At 52.7% G+C, this 16,257-nt stretch carries 14 protein-coding genes and 1 tRNA gene; all 15 read left to right on the top strand.

Features of this window, described 5'->3' with window-relative positions:
• On the top strand, positions 1 to 127 hold a 127-nt coding region (gene tuf, locus J7L64_04885), incomplete at its 5' end, for an elongation factor Tu (protein MCD6451677.1).
• 10 nt (positions 128 to 137) lie between these two features.
• Positions 138 to 287 (top strand): 50S ribosomal protein L33, encoded by a 150-nt coding sequence (rpmG, locus tag J7L64_04880; GenBank protein ID MCD6451676.1) that lies wholly within the window; start codon positions 138 to 140, stop codon positions 285 to 287.
• A 24-nt stretch (positions 288 to 311) separates the two neighbouring features.
• Positions 312 to 388 (top strand) — tRNA-Trp (locus J7L64_04875).
• 32 nt (positions 389 to 420) lie between these two features.
• Entirely contained in the window at positions 421 to 627 is a 207-nt protein-coding gene (gene secE, locus J7L64_04870; GenBank protein MCD6451675.1) for a preprotein translocase subunit SecE, read from the top strand.
• A 4-nt stretch (positions 628 to 631) separates the two neighbouring features.
• Positions 632 to 1,165 (top strand): transcription termination/antitermination factor NusG, encoded by a 534-nt coding sequence (nusG, locus tag J7L64_04865; GenBank protein MCD6451674.1) that lies wholly within the window; start codon positions 632 to 634, stop codon positions 1,163 to 1,165.
• A 60-nt stretch (positions 1,166 to 1,225) separates the two neighbouring features.
• Complete coding sequence (rplK, locus tag J7L64_04860; GenBank protein MCD6451673.1) at positions 1,226 to 1,657, top strand: 50S ribosomal protein L11; 432 nt, start codon at positions 1,226 to 1,228, stop codon at positions 1,655 to 1,657.
• Between the two features lie 20 nt (positions 1,658 to 1,677).
• Positions 1,678 to 2,373 carry a 50S ribosomal protein L1 gene (rplA, locus tag J7L64_04855; protein MCD6451672.1) on the top strand — a complete coding sequence of 232 codons (696 nt, stop codon included), beginning with the start codon at positions 1,678 to 1,680 and terminating at the stop codon, positions 2,371 to 2,373.
• Positions 2,370 to 2,897: a 50S ribosomal protein L10 gene (locus J7L64_04850; GenBank protein ID MCD6451671.1), complete on the top strand. Its 528-nt coding sequence runs from the start codon at positions 2,370 to 2,372 to the stop codon at positions 2,895 to 2,897. The genes rplA and J7L64_04850 overlap by 4 nt, the downstream gene beginning before the upstream one ends.
• A 60-nt stretch (positions 2,898 to 2,957) precedes the next feature.
• Entirely contained in the window at positions 2,958 to 3,347 is a 390-nt protein-coding gene (gene rplL, locus J7L64_04845; protein ID MCD6451670.1) for a 50S ribosomal protein L7/L12, read from the top strand.
• Between the two features lie 96 nt (positions 3,348 to 3,443).
• Positions 3,444 to 7,760: a DNA-directed RNA polymerase subunit beta gene (rpoB, locus tag J7L64_04840; GenBank protein MCD6451669.1), complete on the top strand. Its 4,317-nt coding sequence runs from the start codon at positions 3,444 to 3,446 to the stop codon at positions 7,758 to 7,760.
• A gap of 46 nt (positions 7,761 to 7,806) precedes the next feature.
• Positions 7,807 to 11,943, top strand: a complete 4,137-nt coding sequence (gene rpoC, locus J7L64_04835) for a DNA-directed RNA polymerase subunit beta' (protein ID MCD6451668.1) — start codon at positions 7,807 to 7,809, stop codon at positions 11,941 to 11,943.
• A 100-nt stretch (positions 11,944 to 12,043) separates the two neighbouring features.
• Entirely contained in the window at positions 12,044 to 12,418 is a 375-nt protein-coding gene (locus J7L64_04830; GenBank protein MCD6451667.1) for a 30S ribosomal protein S12, read from the top strand.
• A gap of 21 nt (positions 12,419 to 12,439) precedes the next feature.
• Positions 12,440 to 12,910 (top strand): 30S ribosomal protein S7, encoded by a 471-nt coding sequence (gene rpsG / locus J7L64_04825; GenBank protein ID MCD6451666.1) that lies wholly within the window; start codon positions 12,440 to 12,442, stop codon positions 12,908 to 12,910.
• 28 nt (positions 12,911 to 12,938) lie between these two features.
• Complete coding sequence (fusA, locus tag J7L64_04820; protein ID MCD6451665.1) at positions 12,939 to 15,032, top strand: elongation factor G; 2,094 nt, start codon at positions 12,939 to 12,941, stop codon at positions 15,030 to 15,032.
• 22 nt (positions 15,033 to 15,054) lie between these two features.
• Entirely contained in the window at positions 15,055 to 16,257 is a 1,203-nt protein-coding gene (gene tuf / locus J7L64_04815; GenBank protein ID MCD6451664.1) for an elongation factor Tu, read from the top strand.

Genomic DNA, 16,257 nt, shown 5'->3' with positions numbered 1-16,257 from the left:
GGGAGATAATGTGAATTTACGGATAGACCTGATCACGCCGATAGCGATGGAGAAGGGGTTACGGTTTGCTATTCGTGAGGGTGGAAGGACGATAGGTGCTGGCACCGTCACCGAAATAATCAAGTAGGGAAGCGTAGATGCGGGTCATCATCACCTTGGCGTGTAGCTCCTGTAAGAGAAGGAATTACACCACTACCAAGAATAAGAAGAAAACGCCGGAGCGGCTTGAATTGAAAAAGTATTGTCCCTTCTGCCGTAAGCATACCGTTCACAAGGAGGTAAGGTGAGGCAGAAGGGAAAGATGGTGGCAAAGGCCAGTAGCTCTAACTGGTAGAGCACCGGACTCCAAATCCGGGGGGTGGGGGTTCGAATCCCTCCTGGCCTGCCATTATTTTTGAGCCTTGAAACCTGGATGGGGAAATTGGGGTGTTTACTAAGATAAAGAAATTTCTTTCAGAGGTAATAATAGAGCTGAAGAAGGTCACCTGGCCCAGCCGCAAGGAGGTATATTCGACCACGATTGTGGTGTTGATCACGGTGTTTATCTTCGCCATCTTCCTATACTTGGTGGATATTAGCCTTCTTTATCTGGTGAGGGAGGTCTTTGCTATATTTGGCAGGGGTTGAGGTTATGGGCGAGAAGAGATGGTATGTGGTTCACACCTACTCCGGTTTTGAGAGGAAGGTGAAGGAGAGTTTGGAGCAGCGGGTGAAGGCGTTGGGGTTGGAGGATAAGATAGAGGAGATCCTTATCCCCACTGAGGATGTGGTGGAGATAAAGGGGGGGAAGAAGGTGATAACCCCTCGTAAGTTCTTCCCCGGTTATATCCTGGTGAAGATGGAGCTTGATGATCATACCTGGTATGTGGTGCGGAGCACTCCCAAGGTGACCGGCTTCGTAGGTTCAGGCAAGGAGCCAACCCCTCTTACTGAGGAGGAGGTTAAGGAGATAGTGGAGAAGATGGAGGAATCGATAGAGAAGCCGAAGCCCAAGTTTGCCTTCAAGAAAGGGGAGCTCATTCGGATAATCGACGGTCCCTTCACCAGTTTTACCGGCAGGGTGGAGGAGGTGAACGAGGTGAGGCACACGCTCAAGGTGATGGTGACCATCTTCGGCCGTTCCACCCCGGTGGAGCTCGATTTCCTCCAGGTGGAGAAGGTGTGAGAGGGGTGAACAGGGTAAAAGGGAACAAGTTAACTTATTTTTTGGCTATTCGGAGAGAAGATGGCAAAGAAAAAGGTGCTGGCAAAGGTTAAGCTTCAGATACCAGCGGGTGAGGCTACCCCAGCTCCTCCCGTGGGCTCTGCTCTTGGTCCCCATGGGATCAATATAATGGAGTTTTGCAAGGCGTTCAACGAGCGGACAGCGAAGGATAAGGGGCTTATCATCCCGGTGGTTCTCACCGTTTATCAGGATCGATCCTTTGATTTTATAACCAAGACGCCTCCGGCGTCGATCCTCTTAAAGAGGGCGGCTAAGATAGCCAAGGGTTCTCCTCAGCCGAACCGAGAGAAAGTGGGAAAGGTGACTGAAAGTCAGGTTGCGGAGATAGCGAAGATAAAACTTCCTGATCTCAATACCAAGGATATCGAGAAGGCAAAAAGGATAATAAAGGGTACGGCAAGGAGTATGGGGATCGAGGTGGTTCCCGATTAACCTTATTTAAGGAGCGGTAGATGGTGAAGATAGGAAAAAAGCTAAAGACGGCGCTGGAACAGATAGAGGACCGAGCGTACACCTTGGAGGAGGCGGTTCCCCTGATCAAGAAGTTGAGTTTTGCCAACTTCGATGAGACGGTGGAGCTCGCCATCAGGCTTGGCGTTGATCCAAGGAAGGCGGATCAGATGGTGCGTGGGGTGGTCGTTCTTCCTCACGGGACGGGGAAGACGAAAAAGGTAGCGGTCGTTGCTTCGGGAGAGAAGTTAAAGGAGGCAGAGCAGGCAGGGGCGGATGTGGTAGGAGGTGAGGAGCTGGTTAAGAAGATAAGCGAAGGTTGGTTCGACTTCGATGTCCTTATTGCTACTCCGGATATGATGAAATTGGTGGGTAGATTGGGTAAGCTACTCGGTCCCAAGAAGTTGATGCCCTCCCCGAAGACCGGCACGGTCACCTTTGATGTGGCGAATGCCATATCCGAGGTGAAGCGGGGAAGGGTTGAGTTTCGGGTAGATAGGGGCGGCAATATACATACACCGGTAGGTAAGGTTTCTTTTGAGGATGAGAAGCTCATCGAGAACTGTCGTGCCTTGATCGATGCGGTCATAAAGGCAAAGCCGCCAGGAGCAAAGGGGAGGTACATCCGAGGGGTTACGATCTCCACCACTATGGGTCCTGGGGTGAAGATCGACCTCTCAAGCGTTGAGAAAAGGTGAGTAAGGTGAAGCGCCAAGAGAAGGAGGAATTAGTCAGAGAGCTTTCCCGGCTGTTTAGTGAGGTAAAGACCGCCTTTTTGGTGGAGTTTAGGGGGTTAACCGTTCCCGATGCGGAAAGGCTTAGGGAGAAAGTGAAAGAGGCTTCTGGGTGTTATCGGGTAGTGAAGAACCGGCTCGCCGTGAGGGCGCTTGCCGGGACTCCTCTTGAGTCGCTCAAGGATCACTTCCGGGGAACTACCGCTATTACCTATTCGGGCAACGGTGATCCCATAAGGCTGGCTAAGGTTCTGGTCGAATTTGCCAAGGATACCCCAGTCATAAAATTTAAGGCTGGTTTTGTGGAGGGGAAGGAGGTCAGCGCTGAGGAGATAAAGGAGTTGGCGTCGCTACCGGGTAAGGAGACGCTCATTGGGCAATTGCTCTATCTCCTCAAGTATCCCCTTACCCAGCTGGTGAGCGTACTCAACGCGCCGGTGAGGGATTTGGTCCTTGTCCTCGACCAGATCGGAAAGAAGAAGGAATGATCCTTAGCTATTTAAGGGAGGCAATAATCAATCAATTTTAGCTTGGAGGAAGAAAGAGAGATGGCAAAGATTAGCAACAAGGAGATAATCGAGCACATCGAGAAGATGTCGGTGATGGATTTGGTCAACCTGGTCAAGGAGCTTGAGGAGAAGTTCGGGGTGAGCGCTTCCGCTGCTGCCTTTGTCCCGGCGGCTGGTGTAGCTGCACCTCAGGCTCAAGCGCCCGCTGAGGAGGAGAAGACCGAGTTCTCGGTAGTCCTCACCTCCTTTGGCGATAAGAAGATAAATGTCATCAAGGCGGTCCGTGAGGTAACTAACCTTGGCTTGAAGGAAGCCAAGGAGCTGGTGGAGAGCCTGCCCAAGCCGGTGAAGGAAGGCATATCCAAGAAGGAGGCGGAGGAGCTTAAGAAGAAGTTTGAGGAGGCGGGCGCCACTGTCGAGATTAAATAACAATCCGAGAGCGCCGGAGAGCAGTCTTTCTAAGAGGAGAGGACTGGTCTCCGGCGGACTCTCTTGGTGTGGAGCTTAAAGGAGGTTCTAAAGGGAATGACCCAAATTTCTCCTATTAAAAGATATAATTTTGGGAAGATAAAAACCTCCATCAAGATACCAGACCTGATCGAGGTCCAAAAGAGGTCCTATCATCGCTTTCTCCAGATATATGTTCTTCCTGAGAAGCGGAAGGACATTGGGCTCCAGGCGGTGCTTAAGAGCGTCTTTCCCATTCACGATTTTCGTGATACCTGCGCCCTTGAGTTTGTCTCTTATTCCATCGGCAATTGGGAATGCACCTGCGGGAGACTCAAGGGATTGGAGAATCTGGTGGTAAAATGTCGGAAATGTGGCGAAGAGCTAATGGCTGAGTTTCCCAGCGATCCCGAGATAATCTGTCCCAAGTGTGGTACCATCAATAAGAACTACCCTAAGGTATGCCCTCATTGTGGGAAGAAGGTAAGATTAAAGACAAAGTATTCGGTGGCAGAATGTCAGGACCGGGGGATGACTTATGATGTCCCCCTCCGGGTGAGGGTGCGTCTTGTCCTCTACGAGAAGGACCCTGAAACCGGGGCGAAGAAGGTTAAGGATGTCAAGGAGCAGGATGTCTTTTTCGGAGACATCCCCCTGATGACCGAAAACGGAACCTTCATCATCAACGGGACGGAAAGGGTCATTGTAAGTCAGCTTCACCGCTCGCCCGGGGTTTTCTTCCACGAAAGCGATGACAAATCCCTTTATTATGCCCAGATCATCCCCTACCGTGGCGCTTGGGTGGAGTTTGAATACGATGCTAAGAACCTGGTCCATGTACGACTCGACAGGAAGCGGAGGATCCTCGCTACCATCCTCCTAAAGGCGATGGGGATGAAGAACGACGAGGAGATCCTTCGTTCCTTCTACCATGCGGAGCTTCTCTCCCTCCGGGAGGGGAAGTTCTTCCTGAAACTCTGCGAAACGCTGGTGGGTGAGCGGACCGTGGAGGATATCGTCGATCCCAAGACGAATGAGGTACTTGTTCCCGCTGGGAGGAAGATCACCAAGAAGCTTTATCGCCTTCTCGTTTCGAAAGGGATAAAGGAGCTTCCGATATCGGATGAAGAACTCGAAGGCAAGGCTTACGCCATTGCGGATGTGGTGGATAAGGAGACAGGAGAGGTCCTCATAGAGGCTGGCGATCTCATCGATGCCGAGAAGATCGCCCTGATCAGGGAGAAGGAAATAGAGCAGATAGAGATATTCTTCCCGGAGAGGGAAGATGTGGGATCGGCTATCGTGGAGACTTTACAGAAAGATCCGGTGAAGACGAGCGAAGAGGCGCTTTTGGAGATCCACCGGAAGTTGAGGCCCGGTGATCCTCCAACCAAGGAGAGCGCCACCAATTTGTTCCGCTCCTTATTCCTTAACCCTCAGAGATACGATCTCTCTCCAGTGGGAAGGTTAAAGCTCAATACGAGGCTGAAGGAGGAGTACCAGCGGATATTCAATGGCAGGGAGATATCGTTTGAGGAAAGACTTCTCAAGAAAGAGGACCTTATCGCTGTTTTATCCTACCTTCTCAAGCTGAGAAACAAGATGGGTTATGTCGATGATATAGACCATCTGGGCAACCGACGGGTGAGATCGGTGGGCGAGCTCCTTGAGAATCAGTTCCGGATCGGGCTCGCGCGTATGGAGCGGGCAGTAAAGGAGAAGATGAGCATCTATCAGGACCTTCCCAGTGCCACCCCTCACGACCTCATTAACCCGAAACCGGTTCTGGCAGCGGTAAGGGAGTTCTTTGGGAGCAGTCAGCTCTCCCAGTTTATGGATCAGACCAACCCTCTCGCCGAGATCACCCACAAGCGCCGTTTGAGCGCTCTTGGTCCTGGTGGTCTCAGCCGGGAGCGGGCAGGGTTTGAGGTGCGAGATGTACATCCCTCGCACTATGGGAGGATCTGCCCCATCGAGACTCCAGAGGGTCCGAACATCGGGCTTATTTCCTCCCTTAGCTGTTATGCCCGGGTCAACGAGTTCGGTTTCATCGAGACCCCTTATCGCAAGGTGGAAAAAGGCAGGGTGCTCGATTACTTTGAGATAGTGAGCCCCGGGGATACCAAGTTCAAGATGGGCGATGTGGTGGAGAGAAGCGAGCTGGAGAAGGAGAACAAGAAAGTGCAGGAGAAGGGTGGCACCCCCGCTACCTTTGAGCCCTATCCCTTCTATCTAACTGCTTGGGAGGAGGACCAGTATATAATCGCCCAGGCTAACGCCCAGCTCGATGAACAAGGGAGATTTGTCCAGAGGCGGGTGAACGCGAGGAAGGCAGGCAATTTCATCTTTGCTCCCAAGGATGAGGTCGATTTCATCGATATCTCTCCGAAGCAGTTGGTCAGCGTTGCCGCCTCTCTCATCCCCTTCCTCGAACATGACGACGCCAACCGAGCGTTGATGGGTTCCAATATGCAGCGCCAGGCGGTTCCCTTGGTTAGGCCCGAGGCACCGCTTGTCGGGACCGGGATGGAGAGTGTTACCGCTCGTGATTCCGGTGCCGTGGTCATCTGCCGGAGGAGTGGTATTGTGGATAGGGTGGATGCGGAACGGATAATCGTCAGGGTTACCGAAGAGGAAGAGGGAGCTGCCTCTCAGGAGCTGATCACCGATACCTATCATCTGGTCAAGTTCAAGCGCTCCAATCAGAACACCTGTATCAATCAGCGTCCTCTCGTTCGAGAGGGAGAGCGGGTGGTTAAGGGGCAGGTGATAGCTGATGGTCCGGCTACCGACCGTGGAGAACTTGCCCTGGGACGGAATGTTCTGGTTGCCTTCCTTCCCTGGCGAGGTTACAACTTCGAGGACGCCATCGTTGTTTCGGAAAAATTGGTGAAGGAGGATTCCTACACCTCTGTTCACATAGAGGAGTTCGAGATCGAAGCGCGAGATACCAAGCTTGGTCCCGAAGAGATTACCCGGGATATCCCCAATGTGAGTGAGGACTTTCTGAGGAATCTCGATGAGAGCGGTATCGTGAAGATCGGTACCTATGTTAAGCCAGGGGATATTTTGGTAGGGAAGGTGACCCCAAAGGGAGAGACCCAGCTCACCCCGGAGGAGAAACTCCTGAGGGCGATATTTGGCGAGAAAGCGGGTGATGTTCGAGATGCTTCACTTACCGTTCCTCCGGGCATTGAGGGGACGGTGGTCGATGTCAAGATCTTTGCCAGAAAGGGGGTAGAGAAGGATGCGCGGGCGCTTCAGATCGAGGCAGAACAGAAGGAGAAGATGGAGCGGACACTGAACGATGAGTTGATGATTGTGGAATCAGAGAGAATACGCCGGCTGATCGAGCTCTTTTCCGGTAAGACCTTAGCCTCCGATCTCACCGACCCGGAGACCGGAGAGACCCTCCTCACCAAGGGGAAGAAACTCACCGCAAAGAAATTGCGCGAGCTTCCCCCGGAGTTGATACCGCTCATCAAGGTGAAGGAGGATGTAAGCGAGGAGGTCAAGGGGATAAATGAGCTCGCCGAGCACCAGAAGGAGAGCCTGCGGGAGGCGTTTGAGCAAGAGGTGGAGCAGATAGAGCGGGGTGATGAGCTTGCTCCCGGGGTTATCAAGTTGGTTAAGGTATATGTGGCTATGAAGCGGAAGCTCTCGGTGGGCGATAAGATGGCGGGAAGGCATGGAAACAAGGGGGTCATCGCCAAGATCCTCCCCGAGGAGGATATGCCTTTCCTTCCCGATGGCACTCCGGTGGAGATAGTGCTCAATCCACTCGGGGTCCCTTCGCGGATGAATGTGGGACAGATACTGGAGACCCATCTTGGCTGGGCGGCGAGGGCGCTTGGGCTTTACTTTGCCAGCCCGGTTTTCGATGGGGCAAGCGAAGAGGAGATAAAGGAACACTTGAAGAAGGCGGGGCTTCCCCTCTCGGGGAAGACGATGGTTTACGACGGGATGACCGGTGAGCCTTATGAATCTGAGGTCACTGTGGGCTATATCTATATGATGAAGCTCCATCACTTGGTCGATGATAAGATCCATGCTCGATCCATCGGTCCTTACTCCTTGATCACCCAGCAACCGCTCGGAGGTAAAGCCCAGTTTGGTGGTCAGCGGTTTGGTGAGATGGAGGTTTGGGCGCTTGAGGCTTACGGTGCTGCCTACACCCTTCAGGAGATGCTTACCGCTAAGTCCGATGATGTCTATGGGCGGACCAAGATCTACGAGGCGATAGTGAAAGGGGAATCGACCTATGAATCCGGTATCCCGGAATCGTTCAATGTATTGGTTCGGGAGCTTCAGGCGCTTTGCCTGAATGTAGAGCTCCTGAAGAAGGGTAAACCGGTAGGGAAAAAGGAGCCGGCACTGGAGCTTAAGTTAAAGTAATCGTCCCGGGATCCTCCCGGGTTATAGATAAAGAGGAGGGCTAAATTTGAATAGATTTGGCTCTGATAGCAAAAGCCCGATCATCAAGGATTTCGATGCGATAAGGATCGGTCTTGCCTCTCCAGAACTGATCCGTTCCTGGTCTTACGGCGAGGTTACCAAGCCGGAGACGATAAACTACCGCACCTTCAAACCGGAGAGGGATGGACTTTTCTGCGCCAAGATATTCGGTCCGGTAAACGATTGGGAGTGTCTCTGCGGGAAGTACAAGCGGATGAAGTACAAAGGGGTTATCTGCGAGAAATGTGGGGTTGAGGTGACCCATTCCAAGGTGAGGCGGGAGCGGATGGGCCATATCGAATTGGCGGCGCCAGTGGCTCACATCTGGTTCGTGAAGAGCGTGCCCAGTAAGTTGGGGCAGATACTCGATATCTCTTCGCGCGATCTGGAGCGGGTGGTTTATTACGAATCCTACATCGTGATCGATCCCGGTGATACTCCGCTCAAGGAGAAGGAGCTCCTCTCTGAAGAGCGGTATCGGGCTTATCGAGAGCAGTATGGTGATAAGTTCGTCGCCAAGATGGGGGCGGAGGCGCTCAAGGAGTTGCTCGCCAAGATCGATGTGGATAAGCTCGCCGAAGAGCTCAGGGAGAAGATGAAGAAGGCAACCTCGGTTCAGAAGCGCACCAAATATGCCAAGAGATTGAAGGTGGTCGATGCCTTCAGGAGGTCGAAGAACAAGCCCGAGTGGATGATCCTCGAGGTGATCCCGGTGCTTCCACCGGAGCTTCGTCCCTTGGTTCCCCTCGATGGAGGGCGGTTTGCCACCTCTGATCTCAACGATCTTTACCGGCGGGTGATCAACCGGAACAACCGGCTCAAGAAGCTGATAGAGCTCAAGGCACCGGAGGTGATCATCAGGAACGAGAAGAGGATGCTTCAGGAGGCGGTGGATTCCCTCTTTGACAATGGAAGACGGGGTAGGGTACTTCGTGGCGCCAACAACCGGCCCCTCAAATCGCTTGCCGATGCCCTTAAGGGGAAGCAGGGACGTTTCCGTCAAAACCTTTTGGGTAAGAGGGTGGATTATTCTGGTCGTTCGGTCATCGTCATTGGTCCCGAGTTGAAGCTCAACCAGTGTGGTCTTCCCAAGAAGATGGCGCTCGAGCTCTTCAAGCCCTTCATCTACCATAAGCTGGAGCGGGAGGGACTTGCCACCACCATCAAGGCGGCAAAGGAGATGGTGGAGCAGGAGCTTCCCGAGGTATGGGACTATCTGGAGGAGGTGATAAAGGAGCATCCGGTTCTTTTAAACCGAGCGCCTACCCTTCACCGTCTTGGTATTCAGGCGTTCTATCCTGTTCTTGTGGAGGGGAAGGCGATCAGGATCCACCCACTCGTTTGTACCGCTTTCAACGCCGACTTCGACGGAGACCAGATGGCGGTTCATATCCCTCTTTCGGCGATGGCTCAGTTGGAATCGAGCGTGTTGATGCTCTCCACCCATAATCTCCTCTCCCCAGCCAACGGGAATCCGATCGTGGTGCCCACTCAGGATATCGTGCTTGGTATCTACTATCTCACCAAGGAGAGGCCTGGAGCAAAAGGAGAAGGTAGGTTCTTCTCTTCTCTTGAGGAGGCGATGCTCGCTTACCAAAACGGTATTGTCGATCTGATGGCGCGGATAAAGGTGAGGTACACGGGCAAGCTTATCGATCTCTCTGAGGCTTACGATCCTCAGGATGTGCTTCATGCCCCAATCAAGGAGGTCAAGGGAAAGATCATCCGGACTACGGTGGGAAGGGTCGTTTTCAACGACTATTTACCCGAAGGGTTCCCCTTCATCAATGGCCTTTTAAAGAAGAAGGGTCTTGCTTCCCTCGTTTCCTTCTGTTATCTCCATTACGGAAACGATACGACGGTGGAGATGCTCGATAATATCAAGCATATTGGGTTCCTCTATTCCACCTTGGGCGGCATTTCCATTGGGATCGAGGATATGGTTATTCCTCCGGAGAAGAACGAACTGGTGAAGCGAGCTCGGGAGGAGGTGATTAAGGTAGAGAACCAGTATAAAGAAGGGGCGATCACCAACCGGGAGCGGTATAACAAGATTATAGACATCTGGTACCGGGTGACCGAAGAGGTAGCTGACAAGATGTTTGAGGAGATGCAGCGGCGAGACCGGACTGGTGAGGAGGTGAACCCGATATTCATTATGGCTGATTCTGGAGCGAGGGGAAGCAAACAGCAGATAAAACAGCTGGCAGGAATGAGGGGGTTGATGGCTAAGCCATCAGGGGAGATCATTGAGACCCCAATCACCTCAAACTTCCGGGAAGGACTCACCGTGCTCCAATACTTCATCTCCACCCACGGGGCGAGGAAGGGTCTTGCCGATACCGCTCTTAAAACGGCGGATTCCGGTTATCTCACCAGACGGCTGGTGGATGTCTCTCAGGATGTGATCGTGACGATGGAGGACTGTGGCACCCCTAAGGGGATAGAGGTAAGTGCTATTGTTGAGGGTGGTGAGATAATCGAGACCTTAAGGGAGCGGATACTGGGTAGAGTGGCTGCCGAAGATATAAAGGATCCGTTTACCGGTGAGGTAATCGTAAAGAAGGATGAGGAGATAGATGAGGAATATGCTGATCTTATTGAGAACGCTGGTATCGAGAAGGTCAAGATAAGATCGGTGCTCACCTGTGAGGCTAAATGGGGTGTCTGTGCTAAATGTTATGGGCGCAATCTGGCTACCGGAGCAATGGTGGAACTTGGTGAGGCGGTGGGTGTTATTGCTGCCCAGTCGATAGGGGAGCCGGGCACTCAGCTTACGATGCGTACCTTCCATATTGGTGGTGCTGCCTCTCGAGTTTCTGAAAGGTCAACTCTGGAGACAAAGCATGGGGGCAAGGTGAGGTTCCTAAATCTCAATACCGTTTCCGATAGGGCGGGTGATCTGGTGGTGATGAACCGGAATGGACAGATACTGATCGAGGATCAGGAGGGCAGGGAGCGTGAGCGGTACAAGGTCATTTACGGGGCTAAGCTCAAGGTGAAGGAAGGGCAGGAGGTGCCGATAGGAACGGTTCTTGCTGAGTGGGATCCTTACAACTCCCTTATTCTAACCGAGGCAGGTGGTACCGTCGATTTCCGCGATGTCGTCCCTGGCGAGACGGTGGAAGAGGAGGTTGATGAGATAACCGGCTTCTCCGCTCAGGTTATCGTGGAGTCCGCTGATGAGAAAAGACAGCCTCGCATCCTCATCAAGGACAGCGAAGGAAAGACGCTCAAGAGTTACTTCCTCCCTTCGGGTGCCCATCTGATGGTAGAGGAGGGGCAGGAGGTCTATCCCGGTGATGTTCTTGCCAAGATACCTCGGGAGACCACCAAGACCAAGGATATCACGGGTGGTCTTCCCCGGGTGGTGGAGTTGTTTGAGGCGAGGAAACCCAAGGAGCCAGCGGTGATCACCGAGATCGATGGGATAGTAAAATACGGTCCGGTGAAGCGGGGTCAGCGTAAGATCATCGTGATCAATAAACAGGCGGGAGAGCAGAGGGAGTATATGGTACCCAAGGGGGCGCATATAATGGTTCGGGAGGGTGAAGTGGTCAAGGCTGGCGATCCCCTGATCGAAGGTCCCATCAATCCCCACGACATTCTCCGGGTTAAGGGCGAGGTTGCCTTGCAGAACTATCTCCTTACCGAGATCCAGGAGGTCTATAAATCCCAGGGGGTCAATATAAATGATAAGCATATTGAGATCATTATCCGCCAGATGATGCGCTGGGTCCGGGTCGAGGATGTGGGAGATACCGATTTCCTCGTCGATGAGCAGGTGGATAGGTTCCGGTTCCAGGAGGTAAACGAGCAGATGATGAGAGAAGGGAAGCGTCCTGCGGTAGGAAGGCCTCTTCTCTTAGGGATCACCAAGGCATCCTTGAGTACCGATAGTTTCATCTCCGCTGCCTCCTTCCAGGAGACCACCCGGGTACTCACCGATGCAAGTATTGGCGGAAGGGTGGATAACCTTCGTGGGTTGAAGGAGAATGTCATTGTAGGGAGGCTAATCCCTGCGGGTACCGGTTGGGAGTATTATCAGAGGGTCAAACTGGTTGATGAGGAGAAGAAGGAGGAGGTCTCTCCGGAGAAGGAGGAAGGGGTTAAAGTAAGTTGAAATTTTAGGAAATGCTCTTGACAAGAGGAAGCGTAGTTTGTTATCTTTAGCCGATTTTGTCATAGAAGGGCTCTTAAGTTGAGTTTGGGAGGTGTTTTCAGTGCCTACGATGCATCAGTTGGTTAGAAAGGGAAGGGCGAGGAAGGAGAAGAGAAGTTCCAGTCCTGCCCTTCAGGCTTGTCCTCAGAAAAGGGGGGTCTGTGTTCGTGTTTATACCACTACGCCGAAGAAACCCAATTCGGCATTGCGGAAGGTAGCCCGGGTTCGTCTTACCAATGGGATTGAGGTTACCGCTTATATTCCTGGGATTGGGCACAATCTTCAGGAGCACTCGATCGTGCTCATTCGTGGAGGAAGGGTAAAGGACCTTCCTGGGGTCCGTTATCATGTGATTAGGGGAGCCCTTGATGCTGCAGGGGTAGAGGATAGGAAGAGCAGCAGGTCGAAATACGGTACCAAGACCCCTCAACAATAATTTAGTTTAGGAGCGTTAGCGATGCCGAGAAGGAAAAAGGTAGTTCCGAGGGAGGTTCCGCCGGACCCAGTTTTCGGGAGTACTCTGGCTACCAAGTTCATCAATGTGATAATGAAGGACGGCAAAAAGAGCATTGCGGAGAAGATCTTCTACGGGGCGATGGATATAATCAGGGAGAAAACGGGCGATGACCCGTTGAAGGTGCTCACTCAGGCGTTTGAGAATGTGAAGCCGAAGCTCGAGGTGAAATCAAGGCGGGTTGGTGGTGCTACCTATCAGGTTCCGGTGGAGGTAAGCCTTCGGAGGCAGGGATCATTGAGCGTTCGCTGGATCGTGAATGCCGCGAGAAGCCGTTCCGAGAAGACGATGAAGGAGAGGCTTGCTTTTGAGCTTCTCGATGCGGCGAAGAACCGTGGCATTGCCATAAAGAAGAAGGAGGATACCCACCGGATGGCGGAGGCGAACCGTGCCTTTGCCCATTACCGGTGGTGATGATATGGCTAAAAGGAGGTTCCGGGCTGTGCCGAGGGAGATCCCCTTAGAGCGAATAAGAAATATAGGGATAATGGCGCACATCGACGCCGGCAAGACCACTACTACCGAGCGCATCCTTTATTATGCTGGAATAACCCATCGGATGGGCGAGGTGGATGAGGGAACGGCGACGATGGACTGGATGGAGCAGGAGCAGGAACGGGGGATCACTATAACCTCGGCAGCGACTACCTGTTTCTGGCGGGAGCATAGGATAAACATCATTGATACTCCGGGCCATGTCGATTTCACCGCCGAGGTGGAGCGGAGCCTCCGGGTACTCGATGGGGCCATAGCCATCTTCTGCGCTGTGGGTGGGGTAGAGCCCCAATCGGAGACGGTCTGGCATCAGGCGGATAAATATGGTGTTCCCCGGATCGCCTTCGTCAATAAGATGGATCGGGTAGGGGCTGATTTCTTCCGCACTATTGATATGATGCGGGCTCGTCTCCACACAAAGCCGGTTCCCATCCAGCTTCCCTTGGGGAAGGAGGACCTTTTCCAGGGGGTTATCGATCTTCTCGAGGAGAAGGCGATAGTGTGGGAGGAGGAGAGCCTTGGCGCTCGTTACCACTGTGAGGAGATACCAGATGAGTTCAAAGCAGAGGTGAGGAGATATCGTGAGGCGATGGTAGAGGCTCTTTGCGAGATAGATGATCTCTTACTCGAGAAGTATGTCAAGGGCGAAGAGATCGGAGTGGCTGAGTTGAAGCGAGCACTTCGGATGGGCACTATTGCGAACAAGATCGTCCCCGTTCTCTGTGGCGCCTCTTTCAAGAACAAAGGGGTTCAACCACTCCTCGATGCGGTGGTCGATTACCTCCCTTCCCCTTTGGATATACCTCCGGTCGAGGGAAGCTCTCTTGATGGGAAGAGGAAAGAGATACGAAAGGCATCCGATTCTGAGCCGTTTTGTGCCTTGGTGTTTAAGATTATGAACGACCCCTATGTGGGATCGCTTGCTTATCTAAGGGTTTATTCCGGCTCCTTGAGAGCTGGTTCTACCGTTTACAACGCCAACCGGAGGAAGCCGGAGCGGATAGGAAGGCTTCTCAAGATGCACGCCAATAAACGAGAGGATATCTATGAGGTCTTCTCCGGCGATATCGCAGCAGCGGTAGGGCTAAAGGAGATCCGCACCGGGGATACCATCTGTGATCCTCACCATCCGATCGTCTTGGAGTCGATGGAGTTTCCTGCTCCGGTGATATCGGTGGCGGTGGAGGCAAAGAGCCAGAGCGAGGAGTCCAAATTGACCTTCGCTCTCAATAAGTTGGCTCAGGAAGATCCCACCTTCCAGATAAGGCAAGACCCGGAAACAGGCCAGACCCTTATCTCTGGTATGGGTGAGCTTCACTTAGAGATAATAGTGGATAGGCTATTCAGGGAGTACAATGTCCAGGCGAAGGTGGGGAAGCCGCAGGTCGCCTATAGGGAGACGATTACCAAGGCAGCAGAGGGCGAGGGGAAGTTTATAAAACAGACTGGAGGAAGGGGGCAGTATGGTCATGTGAAGCTATTGCTCGAGCCCCTTTCCGATAAACTTGCCTTTGAGTTTAAGGTGGAGCTTAGCGGGGGGATAATCCCTCGCGAGTTCTTCGAGCCCATAAGGAAAGGGATCGAGGAGGCTATGGCGAGCGGGGTCCTTGCTGGTTATGAAATGCGGGGGTTCCGGGCGGTTGTTATCGGTGGGAGCTATCACGAGGTCGATTCCTCTGATATCGCCTTCAAGGTTGCCGGGTCGCTTGCCTTTCGCGACGCCGCCTCCAAGGCAAGCCCTATATTGCTTGAGCCTATTATGTTGGTGGAGGTGGTCGTTCCTGAGGAGTATTTGGGCGATGTGTTGAGCGATCTCAATGCCCGCCGGGCGAAGATCGAGGAGATGCGGTCTCGCGATGGGGTTCAGGTGATAAGGGCTTTGGCACCCCTTGCCGAGATGTTCGGCTATGCTACCGATATCAGATCCCTTTCCCAGGGGAGGGCGGTTCATACTATGGAGTTTAAGTGTTATCAACCCGTGCCCAAGCATATAGCGGAGGAGGTTCTCTCCCGGGTGCGCGGGGGGCTTAAATGGTGGTGAGATTTAGCCCAAGGAGGGTTTAATGGCGAAGGAGAGATTTGAGCGGACGAAGCCGCATGTGAACATAGGGACGATAGGTCATGTGGATCATGGTAAGACGATGTTGACTTCAGCGATAACGAGGTGTTTACACAGTTTGAATCCGAAGATAGAGTATCGTCCTTTTGAGTCGATAGACAAGGCGCCGGAGGAGAAGGAGCGAGGGATAACGATAGCGATAGCGCATGTGGAGTATGAGACGGAGAAGCGACATTATGCGCATGTAGATTGTCCTGGGCATGCGGATTATGTGAAGAACATGATAACTGGTGCGGCGCAGATGGATGGAGCGATATTGGTAGTGAGTGCGGCGGATGGGCCGATGCCGCAGACGCGGGAGCACATATTATTAGCGCGTCAGGTGAATGTTCCTGCGATAGTGGTATTTTTGAACAAGGTGGACATGGTTGATGATCCTGAGTTATTGGATTTAGTGGAGTTAGAGGTGAGGGAGTTATTAACGAAGTATGAGTTTCCGGGTGATGATGTACCTGTGGTGAGGGGTTCGGCGTTGAAGGCGGCGGAGTGTGGCTGTGGTAAGCGTGAGTGTGAGAAGTGTGGACCGATAATGGAGTTATTGGATGCGGTTGATGAGTATATACCGTTACCGGTGAGGGATGTTGACAAGCCGTTTTTGATGCCGATAGAGGATGTATTCAGCATATCAGGAAGGGGTACGGTGGTTACGGGCAGGGTAGAGCGAGGTAGGATAAAGGCTGGGGATGAGGTAGAGATAGTGGGGATAAGGGAGACGAAGCGGCGGGTGGTGACGAGCATAGAGATGTTCAGGAAGATATTGGATGAGGCGGTAGCTGGGGATAATGTTGGATTATTGTTACGTGGTACGGAGAAGACGGAGGTTGAGCGGGGGATGGTGATAGCGGCGCCTGGTAGTATAACGCCGCACACGAGTTTCAAGGCTGAGGTATATGCGTTGACGAAGGAGGAAGGTGGAAGGCACACGCCGTTTTTCAGTGGCTATCGTCCTCAGTTTTACTTTAGGACGACGGATGTTACTGGAGTAGTGACATTGCCTGAGGGTGTTGAGATGGTGATGCCGGGAGATAATGTGAATTTACGGATAGACCTGATCACGCCGATAGCGATGGAGAAGGGGTTACGGTTTGCTATTCGTGAGGGTGGAAGGACGATAGGTGCTGGCACCGTCACCGAAATAATCAAGTAG

The organism is Acidobacteriota bacterium, assembly GCA_021161905.1.
In the GTDB taxonomy this organism is placed as follows: domain Bacteria; phylum Acidobacteriota; class B3-B38; order Guanabaribacteriales; family JAGGZT01; genus JAGGZT01.
The sequence above is the reverse complement of the archived record's forward strand: the minus strand, read 5'-3'. Positions and strand labels throughout refer to the sequence as shown.